Here is a 22304-nt window from a genome sequence, read left to right as displayed (position 1 = left end):
TAATAACCAGATAAAAATTACCTCCCAATAAGGCATGTTTAGTTTTTCTCGCTTAATTTTAAAGCAAATTTATCACACTATACATCTAAATTTAAACGATAAAGCGATGAGACGATTATTTAAAAACAAGGCTTTAATGTGGAGTGCCTTGCTGATTGTGCCCCTGCTTGTAGCTTGTTCTACCGTGCCCATAACCGGGCGTAAGCAGCTGAATCTGATGCCGGATTCCGAAATGATGGCCATGAGCTTTAGTCAATACGATCAGTTTTTAAAAGAGCATAAATTATCGACCAATCAGGCCGAAACCGCCATGGTTAAGCGGGTTGGCAAGCGCATTGCGGCGGCCGTGGAGGAATACATGAAGGCCCATGGCCATAGCAGTCATATTAAGGATTTTGCCTGGGAGTTTAACCTGATTGACGAAGATGTACCCAATGCCTGGTGCATGCCGGGGGGTAAGGTGGTGTTTTACACCGGTATTCTGCCCTATACCAAAAACGAAGAGGGCCTGGCCGTGGTGATGGGGCACGAGATTGCCCATGCGGTAGCCAAACACGGTAATGAGCGGATGAGCCATCAGATGGGCGTTCAGATGGGCGGCGCAGCCCTTTCGGTTGCCCTCAATGAAAAGCCGGAGGAGACCAAAGCGCTTTACATGGCGGTCTTTGGGGTCGGAACGCAGGTGGGTTTTATGTTGCCATACTCGCGCACCCATGAAAATGAAGCCGATAAAATGGGTTTGATATTTATGGCCATGGCCGGTTATAATCCGCAGGCAGCCGTGCCTTTCTGGGAGCGGATGGCAGCGAATGGCGGGCAAAAGCCACCGGAGTTCCTAAGCACGCACCCTGCCGATGAAACCCGCATTAAAAATCTAAAGGCTGCTATGCCCGAGGCTTTAAAGTACTATAAAAAATAGTTCAACGGATAAAGCAGTGGCAAAGGGTCTGCATGGCTAATGGCTGTGGAAGACCCTTTTGTGTTATAATAACCTATTAAAAACAGCATTTATGAAGAAAAGATGTAGTTGGTGCGAGAGCTCGGATTTATACCGGGCTTACCACGATGAGGAATGGGGAGTACCTTTGCACGATGATCAGCAATTATTCGAATTTCTAACTCTGGAGGGGTTTCAGGCTGGATTAAGCTGGTCAACCATACTCAATAAACGTCAGGCCTTCCGCGATGCTTTTGATGGCTTTGATGCAAGCAAAATAGCTGAATATAACGACGAAAAGGTCACCCAATTATTACAAAATCCCAATATTGTGCGTAATCAATTAAAAATAAGGGCGGCCATACATAATGCCAAAGTCTACCTGGCTCTGAAAGAAAAGCATGGTTCCTTTGACCGCTACATCTGGCAATTCACTCATTACAAAACAATAACAAATGCCTGGGAGCACGAATCGGATATTCCCGCCACTTCGGCCATTTCAGATGCCATGAGCAAGCGTATGAAGCAGGATGGATTTAAATTCGTTGGTACCACCATTTGTTATGCCTTTTTACAGGCCATTGGAGTCATAAACGATCACATTGTTACTTGTTATCGATATAATGAATTGCTGAATGCATAAATCTTGTTATTTTTAAGCATCTATTCTAACGCTATGCACTATGAATCAAAAACACATTTTCAGCATTTGTTTGTTCTTCCTTATGGGTCTGATTGCCTGGGCACAACCCGCCGACAGTGTCAAAACCCAGGTATATACCTACAAAATATTCCGGGAGATTGGCAGCACCTCATGGATACACACCCAGGAGGCCTTTGCCGAAGCTGAAGCCATGCAGGCTGATATGATTCTGCTGCACATGAATACCTATGGCGGGCAGGTGGTGTTTGCCGATTCTATACGTACAAAAATACTAAATAGCCATATTCCGGTGCATGTGTTTATCGATAACAATGCGGCATCGGCCGGTGCCCTTATCTCCATTGCCTGCGACAGCATCTATATGCGGCCGGGTGCCAACATCGGAGCCGCTACCGTGGTCAACCAAAGCGGTGAGAAGATGCCGGATAAATACCAGTCCTATATGCGCTCGACCATCCGCGCTACTGCCGAGGCGCACGGTAAGGATACCGTTGTGACAGGTAAGGATACTACCTATGTGTGGCGACGCGACCCGCACATTGCCGAGGCCATGGTAGATGAAAGTATCTATATTGAAAATGTGGTGGATACCGGCAAGATTCTCACTTTTACCACATTGGAAGCTATTGAGCATGGTTTCTGTGAGGGGCAGGCCAATAACATTGATGAGGTGTTGCAGCAGCTGCAGGTCTATGACTATGAAATAACGACTTTTAAACCTTCTTTTTACGATGGATTAAAAGGCTTTTTGACCAGTCCTATTCTGCAGGGGATTTTAATTTTAGTGATAATGGGCGGTATTTATTTTGAGCTGCAAACGCCCGGTGTCGGTTTTCCATTGCTGGCAGCCGCCATTGCCGCCGTGTTGTATTTTTCGCCGCTTTATATCGATGGTTTAGCTGCCAATTGGGAGATTGTTATTTTCATCATTGGTCTTGTGCTTATTGGCCTCGAAGTATTTGTGATACCCGGTTTTGGTGTAGCCGGTTTTTCCGGTATTGTGCTGGTAGTGGGCGGCTTAACTCTTAGTCTGCTGGATAACGATCTGTTTAACTTTGATGGGGTGGGCTTCAGCAAGTTATTGGAAGCATTGGGCATCGTCTTATCCGGACTATTTGGCTCTTTACTGGCCATTATTTATCTGAGTAAGAAGTTGCTTTCTTCATCTACCTTTGGGGCGAAGATAGCCCTGCAGACCCAGGAGAACGTAGAGCTGGGCTATATTGGTGTAGAGGCATCGATGGGGAATTTGGTAGGGCAGGAAGCAGTGGCTTTCACTTCGCTGCGCCCGTCGGGTAAGATTACCGTGGAAGATGAGCAGTATGATGCTGTGGCCGAAGCAGGTTTTATCGAAAAGGGTACACCTGTAAAAATAACCCGCTTTAGGCATGGTCAGCTTTATGTGATAAAAATAAAATAAGCCTGATTTTTTTGCACAAACAAATCATTTGATTATAATTGCAATCAGAAAAACAAAAAATGACAAATCAACTGTTACATAATTATTGGTGGCTATGCTCTACTTTTGATAAGGTGGAACAATAGGTTGATGCAATAAAATTAAACAAAAGCCGTGGGAGTTCCTCCTGCGGCTTTTTGTTTTTATACATATTATAAACCAAGACTTTATAGCTATTATCTTAAAGCTAAAGTCGAAAAAGAAATACCATGAATAAATTATTATTGGCCAGTACGGCAATGCCCAGCAAAGAAGGTTTTTTCGGTGAGTTTGGAGGCTGTTTTGTGCCCCCCATGCTGGAGCCTATCATGAAGGAAATAACTGAGGCCTACGAAAAAATTAAGGACGATCCTGTATTTAAAGAAGAGCTTTATTACTTACAAAAACACTACACAGGTCGCCCTTCACCGGTTTTCCATGCCAAAAATCTCTCCGATAAAATGGGCGGTGCGCAAATTTACCTCAAGCGCGAAGATCTCAACCATACCGGTGCCCATAAAATTAATCATTGCCTTGGTGAAGCTCTGCTGGCCAAAAAAATGGGTAAGAAAAAAATTATTGCCGAAACAGGAGCGGGACAGCATGGGGTGGCTCTGGCCACCGCAGCAGCCTTGGTTGGCCTCGAGTGCGATATTTACATGGGTGAAGTGGATATATGCAAAGAGCATCCTAATGTGGTGCGCATGAAAATATTAGGTGCCAATGTGATACCGGCTACCCATGGTCTGAAAACTCTAAAAGAAGCTGTAGACGCAGCCTTCGAAGCCTATTTAAAAGATCCGGTTAACCAATTGTATGCCATCGGTTCGGTGGTTGGACCACACCCATTTCCAATGATGGTGCGCGACTTTCAATCGGTGATTGGCCGCGAAGCACGTGAACAATTCCAGGAAATGACCAGTCAGTTGCCCGATCATATTGTGGCCTGTGTGGGGGGTGGTTCCAATGCCATGGGCTTGTTTTCGGCCTTCCTGCAGGACGAACAGGTGAAGATATATGGGGTAGAGCCGGCAGGAACAAGCTTCAAAACTGGTGATCATGCTGCTACCTTAACATTGGGTAAGCCGGGTATGATCCATGGCTTTAAGTGTTACCTGTTGCAAGACGAAGAGGGCAATCCATCGCCGGTTAACACCATTGCGTCTGGTTTGGATTATCCGGGTGTAGGGCCTCAGCACTCCTACCTGAAAGATATTAAACGCGTGTCCTACGAAACGATTAACGATCAGGAAGCCATTGATGCCTTTATGGCACTGGCGCGTCAGGAAGGTATTATTCCGGCCTTAGAGAGTGCGCACGCCGTGGCTTATGCCATGAAAATGGCAGCCACCTTGCCATCTGATCAAACCATTATGGTGAACCTGTCGGGACGTGGGGATAAGGATATTGATTATGTGATGGAGAAATTTGGAAAAGACTACGGAATAGCATTATAGTCTCCGTGTCATCATAAATTCATGCCTGTCGGAATTATTAACCCGGCAGGCATTTTTGTATGGTGGAATTGCATCACAATTTTCAGATATCAGGGCTACGCCCCTAAAATTGACGATTTGTACCGAAGGCTACGAAGAACGCAAGGCTAACGCCCCTTGGTAGCTGTTAACTGATATGGGCCGAAGCTTATATGCTTGTATTAAAGGTCGGTAATCGAAAGATTTCGCACTGTGTAATTGCAAATAGCCATAGTAACAATCACATAGATATCTTATCTTTAGATTTTAGGGGCGTAGCCCTAACATCTTCTTAGAAAAGAGATAAACATACATAAAAGGGGCGTAGCCCTGTTATCTTAACATCCAGAGCCATGGCGAACACCTACACCCAATTGTACATCCAATATGTCTTTTCGGTGAAAGGCCGGGAAAATCTGATACAGGAAAAGTTTAGGGATGAATTAGAAAAAGTGATGTGCGGTATTGTATCTCATCATAAATGCAAAACCTATGCGATTTATTGTAATCCAGACCATACACACATTTTTGTTGGTATGCATCCGGATATAGCCCCATCAAAACTGATGGAACAAGTAAAATCCGGGTCATCTAATTGGTTGAATAATAAACAATACATACCCGGTAGATTTATGTGGCAGAATGGCTACGGGGCTTTTACTTATTCAAAATCGCACATTGATAGGGTGGTAAAATATGTGTTAAATCAACCTGAGCATCATAAGAAACAATCATTTAGAGACGAATATCTCTTGTTTTTCGAAAAATATGATGTGGATTACAATCCAAAATATTTGTTCGAATGGTATGACGATTTTTAGATATCAGGGCTACGCCTCTAAATTATCATTTTACAACCTATGCTACGAAGAAAGCAGGGCTAATGCCCCTTAGCAGCTTGGTTCTACCCAAAGAAGAAGACCATGAGTCTGTGTTAATGATCAATTGAGCAGGGACTAGTTCCGAGATATTTTTTAAAAAAAATCACAATAACAATCATCTAGATATCTTATCTTTAGATATCAGGGCTACGCCCCTAAAATTGACGATTTATACCGAAGGATATGAAGAACGCAAGGCTAACGCCCCTTGGTAGCTGTTAACTGATAGGGGCCGAAGTTTATATACCTGTATTAAAGGCTGGTAATCGAAAGATTTCGCGCTGTGTTATTGCAAATAGGCATAGTAACAATCATATGGATATCTTATCTTTAGATTTTAGGGGCGTAGCCCTAACATCTTCGTAAAAAAGGAATAAACATACATAAAAGGGGCGTAGCCCTGACATCTTAACGACAGAGAGTTGTGGCAAATACCTATACGTAATTAATATTCAATATTTTTACAGTTTAACGTTTTTCGCATTACTAATTGGCAAATCGATAGCTCAGCTTAATCCCCATTGATCCGTCTGCTATATCTCTATAAAAATCACGAGCATTATAGGCAAAAAATAAGCCGGGCTGAACGATGTTACCGATATAATAAATACCAATATTTATAACATCATACATACGATCTCTGAATGCATCAAGATCTGTTTTACTGATGTTGATGAGTCCCGAATAGTCGGCACTAATCAGAAGTGAATTCAATTTATAAGCACCTGTGAGGGTATAACGCGCATATAAATCATCAGAAAGCATAGCGCGGCTGCCTGTTAAAAAATACTCGAAGCCAGCTGCTAGTTCATAATGCCACCTAACTGGTCCCTGACGACCATATGCTGCCTCAAAGCCTAGGATGGTTGCATGACTCAGATATTTGTGAAATTCATTAATGTTACTCATTAACATATATGGGGCGGCTTCGTTATGGCCTCTTGTGGCGGTGGGCAAAAACACAAAGCCTTGCCAATAAGAGTAGTGGGCAGTTCGGTGCTTATTGGAGTAGCTTAGCCCCAGCATCGCATTTCCCCAGGCTGTTTTCGATATCTTTTTAATATGATTGAGCATTGGATCGTCGTATTCAGGCTGAAATAAATTTACATCGTACTTAGCCAAACCAAAGGGGATGGAGGTGTTAATCTGCCACTTCTTATTTAGGGGGTACGAAAATCCAAGGTCATAGGTACCACTGAAAGGGTGCTGCTTTTCCAGCGACTTGTAGAATGGATGTAAGTAACGCAATGTCATCCGGGCAATCGAGTCGGAAGGGGATAGTACTCGGGCAGATTGTGCGTTGCCTGTAAAGGTGCCGAATAGTAAGCAGGACCAGAAAAGAAACGGCCATAAAATTTTTCGCATAAACCAGGGCTTAGGAATTTGTTTAGACGAAAATACAAATTCTTTTGCGCAATTAATTCTTTATTTTTGCGTAAAATTTTTCGATCGTGAATTTCAATCCATACCATATAGACTTGCCCATAACCGAGGTAATTGATGAGGTGAAGCAGCTTTTAACTGAAGGAAACAGGTTAATTGTAAATGCACCACCGGGAGCCGGGAAAAGTACCGTTTTGCCACTGGCCTTAATGGAGGCGAAATGGCTTAAGGGGCAAAAAATAATTATGCTGGAACCCCGTCGTTTGGCAGCCCGCACAATTGCAGAGCGAATGGCTGACTTGATGAATCAAAAGGTGGGGCGTCGCATAGGCTATCGGGTGCGTTTTGATAATTGTGTAAGCGCTGATACCCAGTTGGAAGTGGTGACCGAGGGTATTTTAACCCGCATGCTGCAAAGCGATAATGCTCTGGAGGGTGTTGGCCTTATTATTTTCGATGAGTTTCATGAGCGTAGCTTATATGCCGATGTAGCGCTGGCACTGTCGCTCGAAGCCCAGCAGGTCTTAAGGCCCGATTTGCGCATTATGATCATGTCGGCCACCTTGGATATGCCACAATTGAAAGCCTTATTAGAGGCACCAGCTGTGGTAAGTCAGGGGCGGCAATACCCTGTTAAGATTATTCACGAAGGGGAGAATGATGTGATGCTTTTACCCGAACTAACGGCCCGGGTAGTATCTAAAGCTGTTAAAGAGCAGGAGGGTGACATCCTGGTTTTCCTGCCGGGCGAAGGCGAAATAAAAGCATGTGAAACCTTGCTTAAAAAGGCGCATGGCAACTTATCGATCCATCCCTTGTATGGTCAGTTGCCCTCGAATAAACAGTATGCTGCCTTAATACCGCATCGCCAGGGGAAACGTAAAATTATTCTGGCCACCTCCATTGCCGAAACTAGTTTAACCATCGAAGGCATTAGGGTGGTAGTCGATTGTGGTTTTAGCCGCACCTTGAGGTTTAACCCCAATTCAGGTCTATCGAAACTGGAAACGGTAGATATATCCCTCGATTCGGCTGATCAACGGGCCGGCCGGGCCGGTCGTTTAGGGCCCGGTGTGTGTTACCGTATGTGGAGCAAGGCTACGCATCATCGCTTAAAGGCTCATCGAACGCCTGAAATTGAAGAAGCCGACCTGGCCGCGTTGGTGTTGGAGATGGCCAAATGGGGTGTTGATGATGTGAATGGCCTCACCTGGCTGACACCACCACCAAGCGGTCATGTGGCACAGGCCAGTGAGTTATTGCATCAGTTGGAGGCCTTGGATAATAAACGGATCACTTCCCATGGTCAGGCCCTTCATCAATTGCCATGTCACCCGCGCCTGGCCCATATGCTATTAATGGCACAGGATGAAGGTCTGGCACCCTTAGCCTGCGACATTGCGGCCTTGCTCGAGGAACGTGATCCTTTGGGAAAAGAGGCGGGTATTGATCTGAACAGTCGGATTGAAGCGTTGCGTCGTCAGCGTAAGGGTACCTTAAAAAATAAAAAGCTGGCACGCATCGCAAGGGTTGCCGCTCAGTACCATCGCCTGTTAAAAACGGAGGCGGATAACGCGGCGGTTGATCCGTATGCAACGGGCCTGCTGCTTGTTTATGCTTTTCCCGAGCGTATCGCTCATGCCCGGCCGGGTAATAATGCCCAGTTTAAACTGGCCAATGGTAGCATTGCGGCGGCCGGCCATCACGACGACCTGGCGCATGAGTCCTGGCTGGCCATTGCCAACCTCAATGCCCGCGATGGCATTGGTAAAATATTTTTGGCATCCCCTTTAAATCCGCAAGACCTGGCACCTATGGTAAAGTCGGTGGATGTGATTAGCTGGGATACGCGACAGGGTGGTTTTAAGGCAGAGAAAGAGCTAAGGATTGGTAGCATTATATTGCAAAGTAAGCCTTTACATGATTTTGATGAGGATCTAAAGATCAAGGCTATAAGTGATGCCATAAAGCAGGAGGGTAGTTGGCTACTTAACTTCACTAAAGAGGTGGTACAATGGCAGAATCGGGTGTTGAGCCTGCGCGTCTGGGATGATTCACATAGCTGGCCTGATGTATCTACAGAAACCCTGTTGCAGAACAATGGAGAATGGCTGGCACCCTACCTGGGGGATGTGAAACGGCCTTCTGACCTGAAAAAGATTGACTTGAAGGATGTTTTGCAACATCACCTGGATTATCAACTGCAAGGACTGCTGGACCAGCTGGCACCGGAGCGCATTGAAGTACCCAGCGGGTCGAAAATAAAGCTGGCATACAAAGCAAATGGTGAAGCGCCAGTGTTGGCGGTGCGCCTGCAGGAGGTATTGGGTATGAGCGAAACACCCCGTATCAATAAGGGTAAGGTTAGCCTGGTGCTACATCTGCTATCGCCCGGTTTTAAGCCGGTACAAATTACCAATGACTTGAAAAGTTTTTGGAATAATGCTTATTTTGAGGTAAAGAAAGAACTGAAGGCACGGTATCCTAAACATTACTGGCCTGACGATCCCCTGGAGGCAACGGCTCAAAGAGGGGTTAAGCGCAGGTAAAAGCCTTATAAATCAAACCCTATGGCCCGATTTCTAAAATCAAAGAAAGAATCTATTGGCTTGTCGCCCTATGACCTCATCTTCAGGGGCGAGAAAAAGATTGACTATGTACGCTTGCGGCAGATCAATTACAATGCTGAGCAATTAACGGAGCAGGAGCCTCAAAGCGTTGATGAAGCTGCCGCAAGGGGTGTTAGCGATGGAGTGTCGTGGATTAATATTGATGGTCTGCACGATACAGATTTGCTTAAGTCACTGACCCATCGGCTGGATCTGCCACCACTAATTGTGCCCGACGTGTTGGATACCCACCGCCGGCCGCGCCTGCAGGAGTATAACAACTGCCTGTCTATCTCCCTTAAAATGTTACAGTACGATGAAGTCAGTAACCAATTGAGCTCCGAAAACCTGGTGCTGGTTTTTAATACCCACCTGCTCTTGTCTTTTCAGGAAAAGGTAGGCACCTTGTTTGATCCTGTGCGCGAGCGTCTGCGCCGCAATCGAAAGTTAATACGATCTTCCAATAGTGACTACCTGGCTTTTGCCCTGCTCGATGTCGTGATTGACAATTATATACATACCATTAGCCGTTTGGGAGAAAAAATTGAGGATCTGGACGATGAGCTCATCGAATACCCGAGTGCTGAGAGTCTGGAGAAGATAAACCGCTATAAAGTGGAGATTAACTATCTCCGCAAAATAGTAAAGCCTTGCCGGGAGATGGTCTTGAGTCTTTGTAAAACCGACTCTGACTATATCAACGACTACCTTGAAGTACACCTTAACGAGTTGCGTCATAATATTGAATTGGCCAACGAAGCGGTGGATAACTACCGGGTTATCCTGTCCGATCAACTTAATATTTTCCACACCACGGTGGCCTATAAGCTTAATGATGTCCTGAAAACCCTTACTATTTTCTCGGTTATATTTATCCCCATTACCTTCATAGCAGGTGTTTATGGCACCAACTTCGATCATATCCCCGAGCTACACTACAAATACAGCTATTTTATTATGTGGGGCGTGATCGTCCTTACGGCCTTGGGCATGGTGGCCTATTTTAAGCGGAAAAAATGGTGGTAGAGAACAGGGAATATGGCGGGTAGAGCGTTCAAGATGTTAAATGGAACGGTTCTCTATCTCAAGGCATTTATAAAGAACCGTTCCTTGCATGATTGATTAATATGGAACATTCAAAACTCACTGCAAGGGTGACGTGATGAAGCTAGGATAGATCAGATGTAAATTCCGGGTCTAAGCATAAACGAACCCGAAGGGGGTTGAATGTGAGGGAAACCATAAATTTTCTATTTTTTTTTCAGATTGAACTACTTTCGCTCTTATAAAATGTGAACCCGTTATTCAATTGCGCTGCAGTTGGCATATAGCGTTTATCAAAGGTGATTTCATAAAATTGAATAATAGTTATGCGCTGGGACTTTATAGCATAACCTAGAGGACGATCCGTTTAATGTCGCCGGGCAGGTGTGCCAATACTTCGTAATTAAGCTCATCGCTGATATTACTAAAGGCCGAAACCTTAATTTCCAGCTCCCCCTGCCGCCCGATGATTACCACTTCATCGCCTATGGCTACCTTTGGCACATTGCTTACATCTACCATAATCATATTCATATTAACCAGTCCGATAACACTGCAACGTTGACCCCTAATAAGTACGCGCCCTTTGTTACTGAGCGAACGACTATAACCACTGGCATAACCGATAGGTATCAGAGCGGTGCGTATATCGCTTTGTGCCAGGTAGTAAGTGCCGTATCCTATAAATTCGCCTGTCTTTACGGTTTTAATGGACATCACTTTACTTTTCCAGCTGAGAATGCGCTTTAAAGGATCGTCTTTGCTTTTTTTATTGCGCGTATAATGGATAAAAGTCTCGGCACTGGACCAAAACCCATACTGCATAATGCCTATACGAACCATATCATACCGGGCCTTGGGAAATACAAAAGCAGCGGCCGAATTGGCAACATGGAGATAATGAGGTTTTAGTTGGGCCTGCTCCAACAGCTTTAACATTTTGTGATATTGCTTTAGCTGCCGCTGAATACGCAGGTGGTTAGAGATGCTTTCAGCACCCGACAGATGGGTGCAAAAGCCAGTTAATTCAAATTGTGCCGGATGTTCTTTGATAAAGGTGATGGCCTGTTTCAGCTGATCCGTATCGAGTCCCGAACGGTTCATGCCCGTCTCGGCCTCCAGGTGTATTTTTGCCTTTTTACCCTGTTGCAGCGCTGTTTTTTGTGCGGCGTAGAGGCGATGAAGCGAGAAAACGAAAAACTCAAAACCCTTGGCAATGGCACAGGGCAGATCCTCATCGGCAATCCAACCCATAATAAGAATCCCGGGCTGCTCCTGGGTGCTACTTTCAACCCGCAGGGCTTCATCAAAGCTGAATACCGAAAAATGATCCACACCGGCCGCCTCAACGATGGGTGTTAGCTGCTCAATACCATGGCCATAGGCATTGGCTTTTACCACGGATGATAACTTCACACCAGCGCCTATTTTGCTTTTCAGGAAACGGATGTTATTCTCTACAGCCTTAGTATCCAGCGTCATGAATGAGGTTTTATTCATCGGGAATTGTTTTTGGGGAGTGATCTCTGCTTAAATGTATATTCTGAAAGCTGATTCTTATGCTGCCTATTCGCACAGTAGTTTTCGGTAAATGTTAGAAAAAAGATCAATACCGGTTTTTAGCAAGGCATCCGGAAAGTCATAGTCGGGATTATGCAGAGCAGCTTGCTCTGTTCCCGCTCCAATGCCAAAGAAGCCTCCCTTAATAGTGGAAGTGTAATAGCCAAAATCTTCCGACCAGCTAAAGGGTTGCTGTCGTTGCACCACTGAAAGGTCACAGTGCTTTGCCACATCCTCAACGATTGACACGCATTCGGCATCATTCATCGTGGCCGGAAAGACCTCCGAAAATTCAATGCTACAGCCGAGTCGCTCTTTTTGTGCTATTTGCCTGATACGTGAGGTGGCAATTTTGGTCAGCTGTTCCATATCCCGGTTTTCAAAAGCTCGTAGGGTCATACGGATAATGGCATGCCCCGGCGAGGTGCCAAAGGCAATTTCACCCAGCTGAATGTGGATAATTGTAATTAATATCCTTTGCTCAAACAATTCATCTTCGGTGCGCAGCCGGTGCATAGCATCAATGATGCGGGCGATGGCTGTTGCTGGATTAAGGCCGTTCTCAGGCTCGGCGGCATGGGCTGTTTTGCCACTCAGAGTCACCGTCATGCCCTGCGAGGCAGCGCTGAAGCTCCCTTCTTTTAGAATTACCTGGTGCAGTGGATAACCCGGTATATTATGAAGGGCAAACATATAATCGGGCTTCAGTTGTTGGAAAACCTTACTATGAAGTACATCACGAGCGCCTTGTTCCACCTCTTCGGCAGGCTGAAAAAGAAGGCCTACGGTGCCCTTTGTTGGTTTGTTTCGTGCAATATACTGTGCCAAACCCGCCAGTATGCTCATATGTCCATCATGTCCACATAAGTGGGCTACCCCGCCATTTTGCGACCGGTAGGGCAATGTGCTTATCTCCCCAATGGGCAGTGCGTCCAGCTCGGCACGGAAAAGGACGGTAGGACCGGCTGCAGCACCCTTAAAAAGGGCTATTTTGCCGGTACTACCCACATCAAATGTAGCAGCAGGATGTAGCGCTTGTATGAAAGCAGATAGGGTAGTTGCGGTTTCTACTTCATGATTCGATAGCTCGGGATGCTGATGGAGATAGTGCCGTAAAGCGATAATATCTTTCATAATTATAGGGTCTATGGAATGATCATTTGTGAAGCATATATCGCTTGAAGTTACGAAATGACGCCCAAAGCTCAAAGTTGTATTCGTAATATTCGTTCGTACACCACTGAATTTTGATGTTGTATTAGGTATATGGCTAACCAGTACATAAAGTTATGGTTATAAGTATTTTGCGCTTGCAAAAAGAATTTAAAATAGCCTTCAAAATTAAGGTCTATTAACATATTGAATGGTTTATTAACGAGCAAATATTGTAATAAGCAGGAAATGAATTACCTTTGCATTCCATGATTTCAAGTCTACACGAACAAAATAAGGAACGCGGATCAATAGTCTATAATCTGGTATTCAGAAACGAGCTGGATAAGTTTAAACCCCCCGGGCAAATCTAATGCCCTTTTTTGCTGATCCGTACAGTGTTTCGATAGATGACTTCTCTTAATAAAATTAATTAACATTTTATATTAAGTAAAATTTTATGAATTTAAAATTTAAGTTCGTATTGGTGTTCGCACTGATCTCAATTACTATGTTTGCTCAAGAAAAACCAACAGTTAACATTGGTGGTGCACTGCGTTTTAACTATAATCACTCATCGTGGAAAGAGGGACAGAAAAAGCGGGGCGGTGACTTCGGTTTTGATGTATTTCGCTTAAATGCCAAGGCAGCCTATAAGAAGCTGAGTCTCGATGCTGAATATCGTTTGTATGCCAGTGGTTTTGGCGGCGGTATGCTAAAGCACGGATGGGTAGGCTATCAGCTTGACGAGAGTAATAACCTGCAACTGGGACTCACACAAGTACCTTTTGGTATGCTGCCCTATAACTCTAACAGCTTCTTTTTTAGCATGAATTATTACGTAGGGCTGGAGGATGACTACGATATGGGTATAAAGTATTCTCACCGTAAGAACAACTGGGAGTTTGATCTGGCCTTCTTTAAGAATGCCGAGGAGATGCGATTTGGATCCAATACAGATACGGATCCCAGCCGTTATGCCTACGATGCCGGTTCCATTACCATCGATGGTGTCAACAGCTATCGCAATAAAGAGGTTAATCAGGTAAATGGTCGTATAGGCTATAACTGGGGCGGCCAAAGCGTGAGTCATCACCTGGGTGCTTCGGCACAGTACGGTGGGCTTTATAACCTGGACACTGAAGAGATGGGTAATCACAGTGCTTTTGAAGGACATTACAAATTGACCCTCAATAAATTTGGATTAAAGGCAGGGATTGCGTATTATAACTACAATTCCGAAAATCCGCTTGAGCAAGGGGATGATTTGGTTGCTTTAACAGCCTATGGCGCACCTTATTTAATAGCCGCCGAGGCCTGTACCTATACCATTGGCGCCTCCTATACCATTCCGGTTGACTGGCAGCATATCTCAAGCTTTATCGTATACAACGAGTTCGGAATGCTGGATAAGAGCGAGGCGAGTTTTGAGGATGCTATGATGAATGTAACGGGTGTGATGGTTTCGGCCGGTCCTATTTATACCTACATCGACTATGCCATGGGTAAAAATCAGCCTTGGTTAAGTCCTGAATGGACCAATGGTTTAGGAGCCGGTAATCCAGACGCCGAATGGGAAGCACGATTTAATATTAACATTGGCTATTATTTTTAAGCGATGGAAGAAAATGATATTAAGATTGAAGTAAAAGACCTGAGTCTGATTTTTGGTAAGAAAAAATCACAGGCCTTAAAAATGCTCGAGCAAGGGCTTGGTAAGACCGAGATACTTAAAAAGACCAAGTGTACCGTTGGAGTTAACAAAGCTAACCTTCAGATTAAAACAGGTGAGATTTTTGTGATTATGGGTCTTTCGGGAAGTGGAAAATCAACCCTTTTACGCTGCTTAAACCGTTTGATTTCGCCTACTGCGGGGGATGTAATTGTGAACAATGTTAACATCACCAAAGAGGACAACAAAGCCCTGCTGGAAACACGTCGTACAGAAATGAGTATGGTGTTTCAGAAATTTGCCTTATTGCCACACCGTACCATTCTCGAGAATGCTGCCTTTGGCCTTGAAATTCGGGGTGAAGAGAAGGAGGCACGTTTGAAGGTGGCACAGGAAGCCCTTGAAAGTGTAGGTCTTAAAGGTTTTGAGAATCAATTGCCTTCTCAGTTATCAGGAGGTATGCAACAACGCGTAGGCCTGGCTCGGGCCCTGGCTAACGACCCTGAGGTATTGCTGATGGATGAGGCCTTCTCAGCCCTCGACCCGCTTATTAAGTCGGATATGCAGGACGAACTCATCGAGCTACAGGAGAAGGTGAAGAAAACCATTGTGTTTATTACCCACGACCTAGATGAGGCCATTAAGCTGGGGGACCGCATTGCTATTATGAAAGATGGAGTGATTGAGCAGGTCGGCACGGCGGAAGACATTCTTAAGAATCCTGCCAGTGACTATGTGAAGGCTTTCGTGGAGAAGGTGGATCGCAAGGCTATTATTACGGCCGGTTCGCTCATGTTTGAGAAACCCAAAATTGTGACTCTGGAAAAGGACGGGCCCGAATCGGTGCTGCGTAAGATACGTGAGTCGGCTTTTGAGGTGCTGCCGGTTATTAATAAAAATAAGGTTTTTGAAGGATTTATCTGGCTGCCTGAGGTTATAAAAGCCAAAAAGCAGAATGCCACCAGCATATCTGACTTTATCACCCGTACTTGTCCCAGTGTGTATCCCGATGTGACCGTGGAGGAGATGCTGCCGCTCATAACCAATACCAAATCGCCCATTGCCGTGGTGGATGAGAACAACGGACGCCTGTTGGGTGTGGTGACACAAACCTCGTTGGTAATCGAATCAACGCGCTTTAATAAAGAGGAAATTGTTGAACTGAAAGAGCAAGCAAGGGAGCAATAGTTATGGAAAAAATAATAAACATAGGCGAATACATTGAGTTAGCCGTAGATTGGCTAACCGAAAACTTTGCCCCACTATTCGATCTGATAAAGAATGTGGGTAACACCAGTATCGAAGGTATTGAGTGGCTGTTAATCAGCACGCCTTTTTACATCATCATTGCCCTTATCGGCCTGCTGGCACTGTATAAGGCAGGACGAGGCGTAGCGGCCTTTACCGTTATTGGCCTGGGATTAATCTTTCTCATGGGCTTTTGGGAAGAAACCATGGAGTCCATGGCACTGATTCTGTTTTCAACGGTCATAGCCCTTATACAGGCATTACCATTGGGTATCTGGGCAGCCAAAAACGATCGGGTAGAGCGTATTATACGTCCCATACTGGACCTGATGCAAACCATGCCGGCCTTTGTGTATCTGATACCGGCCGTGTTATTTTTCAGTATTGGTAAGCTGCCCGGTGCATTTGCTACCGTTATCTTTGCCATGCCCCCTGCTGTGCGTCTCACTTCGCTGGGTATCAAGCAGGTGCCTGCCGACCTGAAGGAGGCAGCCCGTGCCTTTGGTGCCACCAACAAACAGATATTGTTTAAGGTGGAGCTGCCCCTGGCCCTTAACACCATATTGGCGGGTGTAAACCAAACCATTATGATGGCACTGTCCATGGTGGTGATTGCCGGTATGATTGCAGCCGGTGGTTTGGGCGAACGCGTGCTGGAAGGGATTAATAACCTGGATATCGGTTTGGGCTTTGAGAGTGGACTGGCCGTGGTGATTCTGGCCATTGTGCTCGATCGTATTACGCAAGCATTGGGACAAGCAAAAAAGGAAAAGAATTTTTCGGTATCGAAAATTTTTAAACGTAAATAAAAAATATATAAATTATGAAATGTTTAAGATTCAGTTTGTTGATGGCGCTGGCTCTGCTGGTTTTCAGTTGTGGTGGTGCAAAAAAGTCTGATGATAAGAAAGCGATTACCATCGGCTATGTGGATGGATGGGCAGAGGGCGTCGCCATGACAAACATTACCAAGGTGATTCTGGAACAAAATGGATATGCTGTAGAGACCCAGAAAGCAGCGGTGGATTTGATCTTTGCCTCCATGTCCAATGGCGATACCGATGTGTTTATGGACACGTGGCTGCCGGTGACACACGGCACTAAAGTGGCTAAGTTTGAGGGTAAGATTGAGAGTATCGGACAGCCTTTTTCAAATGCTAAGATAGGCTTGGTGGTGCCTTCCTACGTGACGATTAATTCTATCGAGGAGCTAAATGCCAATGCCGATAAGTTTAATGGGCAGATTATTGGTATTGAGCGTGGCGCAGGTATCACCACCAAAACTGATTTGGCTGTGGAGCAATACAATCTGGTCTTGGAACAAATGAATTCTTCAGGTATTGCCATGTTATCAGAATTAAAGAAAGCCATCGATGCTAATAAATGGGTGGTGGTAACCGGATGGATACCTCACTGGAAATTCGGTCGTTACGATCTGAAATTCCTCGATGATCCCAAAGGCGTATATGGAGAAGCTGAGCGTATTGAAACCTACGCCCGTAAGGGATTCAAAGAAGAGGATCCTTTTGCTGCTAAATATTTTGCCAATTTTAAGCTCGATGATGCACAAATGGGAAAGGTACTGATGTTCCTTAATGACTTTGCCGATAAGGAAGAGGGTGCTAAAAAATGGGTGGCCCAAAATCAGGATTTAGTAAACAGCTGGATACAGTAGTTACCTGTCTTAGTTGCCATGTTATGATGGTATACTAATAATGATAAAGAATCATATGGGGTGTTGAAAAACAATCGCACCCCTTTTTTTACGTCAATTTTATAACCTAAGGCGGCCTAATATGGCTGTCAACCAAAAAAAGAAAAAGATTATGATGAAACGGATAAGCCTGTTAATGGCCATCACCGTATTATTAATTAGTTGCCAATCAGGCGCTAAAAAAGAAGAGAAGAAACAACTTACCATCGGCTATGTGGATGGATGGGCAGAAGGCGTTGCCATGACCTATATTACCAAAGCGATTATGGAAGAGCATGGCTATGAGGTGGAAACACAGAAAGCTGCAGTTGACCTTATTTTTGCCTCGCTGGCCATGGGAGATACTGATGTGTTTATGGATACCTGGTTGCCGGTAACCCATGGTGCCAAGGTAGCTAAGTTTAAGGATAAGATAGAGAGCATCGGCATTACTTATCGCAAGGCCAAGATTGGCTTAGCGGTACCGGCTTATGTGGATGTCAATTCTATTGAGGAGCTGAATGCCAATGCCGAGCAGTTTGATGGTAAAATCGTGGGTATCGAGCGCGGTGCCGGTATCACGGCCAAAACCGATGTAGCCGTGGAAGAGTATGGACTTGAGTTGGAGCACATGAATTCATCAAGCATTGCCATGTTGGCCGAGCTGAAAAAATCCATCGATGCCAACAAATGGGTGGTCGTAACTGCCTGGGCACCTCACTGGATATTCGGACGTTACGACTTGAAATACCTTGAAGATCCTAAAGGTGTTTACGGTCAGGCTGAAACAGTAGAGACCTTTGCACGTAAAGGCTTTAAAGAAGAAGACCCCTTTGCGGCGAAGTATTTTGCCAATTTCAAGCTGACCGATGAGCAGATGGGGCAGATGCTGATGTTTATGGTGGCCTACGAAGACCAGGCCAAGGGCGCCAAAGAATGGGTGGCACAAAATAAAGATCTGGTAGCCAGCTGGCTGAAATAGATATTTGAAAAATATTAGAAGATGGGCGCGGAACGAAAGGTTCGTGCCCATTTTTCATAATAGCGGGTGGAAGCCTGTGTACCTTCAAAAAGTTCAAAAACACATATAAAAAAGAAAATCATTAAAAATTAATCTATGTTGTTACGAGTTAGCTTATTATTAACATTGGTACTTCTTATTACAAACTGTAAAATGTCTAATAAAAAGGAAGACCAAAAGAAACAAATTAACATCGCGTATGTGGATGGCTGGGCCGAGGGTATTGCCATGACTGCAATTACCAAAGAAATATTAACGCAAAAGGGCTATGAAGTAAAGATGCAAACAGCAGCGCTGGACTTAATATTTGCCTCCATGGCCAATGGCGATACCGATGTTTTTATGGACGTTTGGCTGCCTGTTTCCCAGGGAAAGAAGGTGGCCAAATTTAAAGATGAAATAGAAAGTCTGGGCGTTAACTTCGACAATGCGAAAATTGGTTTGGTAGTACCTCAATACGTCAATATATCGTCGGTCGATGAATTAAATCAGCACGCCGATAAATTCGATGATCGCATTGTGGGCATAGAAAAAGGAGCGGGCATCACCATTAAAACCAACGAAGCCATAGAGGCTTATGATTTATCGCTGGAACAGATGAATGCATCAGGCGTAGCCATGCTGGCCGAATTGCAAAAGGCCATCCAAGCCAATAAATGGGTAGTGGTGACCGGCTGGGCTCCTCACTGGAAATTTGGCCGCTACGACCTTAAATTTCTGGATGATCCGAAAGGGATATTTGGTGAGGCGCAGAATATTGAAACCTACGCCCGGAAAGGCTTTAAGGAAGAAGATCCTTTTGCCGCTAAGTACTTTAGTAACTTCAGTCTTAGCGAAGCGCAGTTGTCGAACTTACTTGTAGTAATGGAAGATGCTAATGATCTGGAAGCCGGTGCCAAAAAATGGGTGGCTCAGAATAAAGATTTGGTAGCTACATGGCTGAAATAATGATGTGAAAAATATGAAGCGATGGGTGCGGATTATTTGAATGCGCACCCATTTTATTTTAACCACGCCTAATTAGCATTTTACGTATTTCAGGTCTTTCTCAACGGCTTCTATCATCTTAGCGGCGATGTCCTTGTTGGAGGCTCCCTCAATACCTTCCAGTCCGGGCGATGAGTTAACCTCAAGCAGCAAGGGGCCGTTCTTACCGCGGATAATATCCACCCCGGCTACCTTCAGGTTCAGCGTTTTGGCCGCCAATATGGCAATGCGTCGTTCGGCGGCCGATATCTTGGTGATGGAGGCCGTACCGCCCATGTGTATATTGGCCCTGAACTCGCCGGGTGCTGCTGTGCGCATTATGCTGGCTACCACCTTTCCATTTACCACAAAACAGCGAATATCTTTTCCGTCGGCTTCCTTAATAAACTCCTGTACCAGTATATTGGCTCTAAGGCTTTTAAAGGCATTAATAAGACTCTCGGCAGCTTTCTTGGTCTCGGCCAGTACCACACCTTTTCCCTGTGTGCCCTCCAGTAGCTTCACAATCAGCGGAGCACCGCCCACCATGCGTATCAATTCGTTGGTGTCGAGGGGCGAGTTGGCAAAGCCGGTGGTAGGGATGGGCAGTCCAGTGTTAATCAGCAGCTGCAAAGCGTAGAGCTTATCGCGCGACTGCGTGATGGCTGAGGCGGTATTCAGGGTGTAAACGCCCATGGCCTCGAAGTGCCGCGTTAGGGCACAGCCATAAAAGGTGGCACTGGGACGTATGCGCGGTATGATGGCGTCGAAATCGCGCAGTATGCGTCCACCCCGGTAATGCATCTCGGGGTTGCTGCCATCTAACTTAATATAACAGTCTTTTATATTCAAAAACTCCATCTCATGTCCCCGTTCCTGTCCGGCTTCTATAATGCGCTGATTACTGTATAGATCGGGGTTGCTGGCCAGCACACCAATCTTCAGGCCGGTGGCTGGCGTAAGGTGTGCCTGGTAATAGTCGTGCAGCTTCTCCTTGCTGAGCTCGCCCAGCACAAAAGAAGCCTCCGGATCCACCAATAGCTTGCCCGACATGGCCTGACGCCCCAATAGCATGCGGTAACCCATGGAGTCGCGGTTGGTAAGGGTTACTTCAATCTCCCACGACTCGTGCCCCACGCTTAGCAGGGCTTTAATAACATAACGCACTTCAATATTACCACTGCTACTCTTCACCTGCCGTTTATCCTGCAGGGGTGCCTCGCAATGTATGGTGGTGCGGCCATCCTTTTGCAGCGGATGCACGTCGAAACTGATCCACTGCTGGTCATTTTTCTGAAAAGGGCTGATATTAACGGCGTGCAGCGCCGAGGTCTTGGCACCCGAATCAACACGAGCTTTTATGCCCGGGATATTCAGCTGGGGGAAATTACACCATTCCTCACAGCCAACAATAATCTTACGATCCTTCATTTAAGTAGTCTAATTTTTAAGCAATTAAGCGGCTCGCCTCACAGTGGATTAAAGCGGCGCAATATAGGCAACTTTTCCATTGCTTGAGAGGGTGCATGAAAGAAAGTTAATAATTTTTTTGCCGACTGTTTAAGGACATCAATATGGTTTTTGGCGTCAGGTGTAAAGGTCTCGATTGGCAATCTAGGTAATTGATTTAAAACAGATTGGATGTTTATTAGTTGAGGGGGTTGAAGTAAAAAAATGGGGGAGTGGCCAATTGGTTGAAGAGTTTAGGGTTGAAAGGTTGAATTGGTTAACTGAGCCATTGGTGAATTGGTAAGGTGTGATATACATTGAAGCATTGAAGGATCGCAGCTTGACTGCCTATTAAAATTAGAAATGCGATTCTGAATCCTACTCCTTTAAGATAATAATAAGCAACTCAGTCTGTGGTATTCTATTAAATTCGCCCCACTCCGGGGTTGGTGTAGGTGCTAAATTTTGGACCTGAGATCCTTGATCGCAATGGAGTATTTTTTAAAAAAGGAAACCCTGCCAATCATCAGATTAGCAGGTTTTGAAAGTGATCCTGGAGGGACTCGAACCCCCAACCTCTGCGGCCGTAACGCAGTGCTCTATCCAATTAAGCTACAGAACCATTCTTTTGTTGCTTGTTGCTAACCCTTGTTCTCAATTGCGGTGCAAAGAAAGGCTTTTTGTGTTATAAATGCAAATAAAAAGTTGCCTAAAATGTAAGTAATTTCGCTAGTTGTGGGAGGTTCAGAGGATAAGGTGTTGACCTTAAGCCTTAAATATAGCATCATATTTTTCAAGGTCATCAGCTAACAGGGGACACACAGCATAGGCATACTATTTTTACTAAAACATTAGCACTGGGTGTAATTTCGGAGTACTCATGATTGCGCGTTAAGGACGCTGGTGAATTTAGGCAAAAGTCATTGAGCAATCGGTATAAACTGCCTGCAGCTGCTTAAGGAATGTTCCAGTTTGACTACCTTGTCTTATATCTTATGTACTGTTAAGTTTTATCTGAAAACTTATCATCCGTGATTAGTAAGAGTAGGAGGAAGTCTAAATTAGGTTTAAAGCCATTTATGGGTTTAGCACAGTTGTAAATGATTACAGCT

17 protein-coding genes and 1 tRNA gene are annotated in these 22304 nt (G+C 45.0%); 13 read left to right on the top strand and 5 right to left on the bottom strand.

Going from position 1 to position 22304, the window contains the following annotated elements; all coding sequences use genetic code 11:
• Nucleotides 1-106 precede the first annotated feature (106 nt).
• The 5 genes from ACRD7A_RS04210 (at nucleotide 107) to tnpA (ending at nucleotide 5335) form a co-directional block, all read left to right on the top strand.
• A complete protein-coding gene (locus tag ACRD7A_RS04210) occupies nucleotides 107-919 on the top strand; it encodes a M48 family metallopeptidase (RefSeq protein ID WP_430811159.1) in 813 nt (270 codons plus the stop codon).
• A 91-nt stretch (nucleotides 920-1010) separates the two neighbouring features.
• Nucleotides 1011-1580: a DNA-3-methyladenine glycosylase I gene (locus tag ACRD7A_RS04205; protein ID WP_430811158.1), complete on the top strand. Its 570-nt coding sequence runs from the start codon at nucleotides 1011-1013 to the stop codon at nucleotides 1578-1580.
• A 40-nt stretch (nucleotides 1581-1620) separates the two neighbouring features.
• Nucleotides 1621-3021: an NfeD family protein gene (locus tag ACRD7A_RS04200; protein WP_430811157.1), complete on the top strand. Its 1401-nt coding sequence runs from the start codon at nucleotides 1621-1623 to the stop codon at nucleotides 3019-3021.
• A gap of 248 nt (nucleotides 3022-3269) precedes the next feature.
• Entirely contained in the window at nucleotides 3270-4496 is a 1227-nt protein-coding gene (trpB, locus tag ACRD7A_RS04195) for a tryptophan synthase subunit beta (RefSeq protein ID WP_430811156.1), read from the top strand.
• A gap of 371 nt (nucleotides 4497-4867) precedes the next feature.
• The gene (gene tnpA, locus ACRD7A_RS04190) at nucleotides 4868-5335 is read left to right on the top strand and encodes an IS200/IS605 family transposase (RefSeq protein ID WP_430811155.1); all 468 of its coding nucleotides are present in this window, start codon (nucleotides 4868-4870) and stop codon (nucleotides 5333-5335) included.
• 546 nt (nucleotides 5336-5881) lie between these two features.
• Here tnpA and ACRD7A_RS04185 read toward each other — a convergent pair.
• On the bottom strand, nucleotides 5882-6760 hold the full coding sequence (locus tag ACRD7A_RS04185) for a hypothetical protein (RefSeq protein WP_430811154.1): 879 nt from the start codon (nucleotides 6758-6760) through the stop codon (nucleotides 5882-5884).
• A gap of 86 nt (nucleotides 6761-6846) precedes the next feature.
• On the opposite strand from ACRD7A_RS04185, the gene hrpB reads away from it, so the two are divergent.
• Together hrpB and corA are read left to right on the top strand one after the other, a co-directional pair.
• Nucleotides 6847-9327, top strand: coding sequence for an ATP-dependent helicase HrpB (gene hrpB / locus ACRD7A_RS04180; RefSeq protein WP_430811153.1), 2481 nt, complete (start codon nucleotides 6847-6849; stop codon nucleotides 9325-9327).
• A gap of 21 nt (nucleotides 9328-9348) precedes the next feature.
• On the top strand, nucleotides 9349-10413 hold the full coding sequence (corA, locus tag ACRD7A_RS04175; RefSeq protein WP_430811152.1) for a magnesium/cobalt transporter CorA: 1065 nt from the start codon (nucleotides 9349-9351) through the stop codon (nucleotides 10411-10413).
• 369 nt (nucleotides 10414-10782) lie between these two features.
• Here corA and alr read toward each other — a convergent pair whose 3' ends face one another.
• The gene (gene alr, locus ACRD7A_RS04170; protein ID WP_430811151.1) at nucleotides 10783-11931 is read right to left on the bottom strand and encodes an alanine racemase; all 1149 of its coding nucleotides are present in this window, start codon (nucleotides 11929-11931) and stop codon (nucleotides 10783-10785) included.
• Between the two features lie 66 nt (nucleotides 11932-11997).
• The gene (locus tag ACRD7A_RS04165; protein ID WP_430811150.1) at nucleotides 11998-13125 is read right to left on the bottom strand and encodes an amidohydrolase; all 1128 of its coding nucleotides are present in this window, start codon (nucleotides 13123-13125) and stop codon (nucleotides 11998-12000) included.
• A 478-nt stretch (nucleotides 13126-13603) separates the two neighbouring features.
• Between ACRD7A_RS04165 and ACRD7A_RS04160 the strand changes: the two genes are divergently transcribed.
• The 6 genes from ACRD7A_RS04160 (at nucleotide 13604) to ACRD7A_RS04135 (ending at nucleotide 19725) form a co-directional block, all read left to right on the top strand.
• A complete protein-coding gene (locus ACRD7A_RS04160) occupies nucleotides 13604-14758 on the top strand; it encodes a hypothetical protein (protein ID WP_430811149.1) in 1155 nt (384 codons plus the stop codon).
• 3 nt (nucleotides 14759-14761) lie between these two features.
• Nucleotides 14762-16003 (top strand): quaternary amine ABC transporter ATP-binding protein, encoded by a 1242-nt coding sequence (locus ACRD7A_RS04155; RefSeq protein ID WP_430811148.1) that lies wholly within the window; start codon nucleotides 14762-14764, stop codon nucleotides 16001-16003.
• Between the two features lie 2 nt (nucleotides 16004-16005).
• On the top strand, nucleotides 16006-16872 hold the full coding sequence (locus ACRD7A_RS04150) for an ABC transporter permease (protein ID WP_430811147.1): 867 nt from the start codon (nucleotides 16006-16008) through the stop codon (nucleotides 16870-16872).
• Nucleotides 16873-16886: 14 nt separating this feature from the next.
• The gene (locus tag ACRD7A_RS04145) at nucleotides 16887-17738 is read left to right on the top strand and encodes a glycine betaine ABC transporter substrate-binding protein (RefSeq protein WP_430811146.1); all 852 of its coding nucleotides are present in this window, start codon (nucleotides 16887-16889) and stop codon (nucleotides 17736-17738) included.
• Nucleotides 17739-17889: 151 nt separating this feature from the next.
• Nucleotides 17890-18738 (top strand): glycine betaine ABC transporter substrate-binding protein, encoded by an 849-nt coding sequence (locus ACRD7A_RS04140; RefSeq protein ID WP_430811145.1) that lies wholly within the window; start codon nucleotides 17890-17892, stop codon nucleotides 18736-18738.
• A gap of 192 nt (nucleotides 18739-18930) precedes the next feature.
• Entirely contained in the window at nucleotides 18931-19725 is a 795-nt protein-coding gene (locus ACRD7A_RS04135; RefSeq protein WP_430811144.1) for a glycine betaine ABC transporter substrate-binding protein, read from the top strand.
• Nucleotides 19726-19797: 72 nt separating this feature from the next.
• On the opposite strand, the gene rimK is transcribed toward ACRD7A_RS04135, so the two are convergent.
• Complete coding sequence (gene rimK, locus ACRD7A_RS04130) at nucleotides 19798-21174, bottom strand: 30S ribosomal protein S6--L-glutamate ligase (protein WP_430811143.1); 1377 nt, start codon at nucleotides 21172-21174, stop codon at nucleotides 19798-19800.
• 566 nt (nucleotides 21175-21740) lie between these two features.
• A tRNA-Arg gene (locus ACRD7A_RS04125) sits at nucleotides 21741-21814 on the bottom strand.
• Between the last annotated feature and the right edge of the window lie 490 nt (nucleotides 21815-22304).

This window comes from Carboxylicivirga longa, from assembly GCF_050589825.1.
In the GTDB taxonomy this organism is placed as follows: Bacteria; Bacteroidota; Bacteroidia; order Bacteroidales; family Marinilabiliaceae; genus Carboxylicivirga; species Carboxylicivirga longa.
This window is presented reverse-complemented; position numbering and strand designations above follow the sequence as displayed.

Coding starts and splice junctions, on each gene's coding strand:
- ACRD7A_RS04210 (WP_430811159.1), top strand. CDS start 107: ATGAGACGATTATTTAAAAACAAGGCTTTAATGTGGAGTGCCTTGCTG.
- ACRD7A_RS04205 (WP_430811158.1), top strand. CDS start 1,011: ATGAAGAAAAGATGTAGTTGGTGCGAGAGCTCGGATTTATACCGGGCT.
- ACRD7A_RS04200 (WP_430811157.1), top strand. CDS start 1,621: ATGAATCAAAAACACATTTTCAGCATTTGTTTGTTCTTCCTTATGGGT.
- trpB (WP_430811156.1), top strand. CDS start 3,270: ATGAATAAATTATTATTGGCCAGTACGGCAATGCCCAGCAAAGAAGGT.
- tnpA (WP_430811155.1), top strand. CDS start 4,868: ATGGCGAACACCTACACCCAATTGTACATCCAATATGTCTTTTCGGTG.
- ACRD7A_RS04185 (WP_430811154.1), bottom strand. CDS start 6,760: ATGCGAAAAATTTTATGGCCGTTTCTTTTCTGGTCCTGCTTACTATTC.
- corA (WP_430811152.1), top strand. CDS start 9,349: ATGGCCCGATTTCTAAAATCAAAGAAAGAATCTATTGGCTTGTCGCCC.
- alr (WP_430811151.1), bottom strand. CDS start 11,931: ATGAATAAAACCTCATTCATGACGCTGGATACTAAGGCTGTAGAGAAT.
- ACRD7A_RS04165 (WP_430811150.1), bottom strand. CDS start 13,125: ATGAAAGATATTATCGCTTTACGGCACTATCTCCATCAGCATCCCGAG.
- ACRD7A_RS04160 (WP_430811149.1), top strand. CDS start 13,604: ATGAATTTAAAATTTAAGTTCGTATTGGTGTTCGCACTGATCTCAATT.
- ACRD7A_RS04155 (WP_430811148.1), top strand. CDS start 14,762: ATGGAAGAAAATGATATTAAGATTGAAGTAAAAGACCTGAGTCTGATT.
- ACRD7A_RS04150 (WP_430811147.1), top strand. CDS start 16,006: ATGGAAAAAATAATAAACATAGGCGAATACATTGAGTTAGCCGTAGAT.
- ACRD7A_RS04145 (WP_430811146.1), top strand. CDS start 16,887: ATGAAATGTTTAAGATTCAGTTTGTTGATGGCGCTGGCTCTGCTGGTT.
- ACRD7A_RS04140 (WP_430811145.1), top strand. CDS start 17,890: ATGATGAAACGGATAAGCCTGTTAATGGCCATCACCGTATTATTAATT.
- ACRD7A_RS04135 (WP_430811144.1), top strand. CDS start 18,931: ATGTCTAATAAAAAGGAAGACCAAAAGAAACAAATTAACATCGCGTAT.
- rimK (WP_430811143.1), bottom strand. CDS start 21,174: ATGAAGGATCGTAAGATTATTGTTGGCTGTGAGGAATGGTGTAATTTC.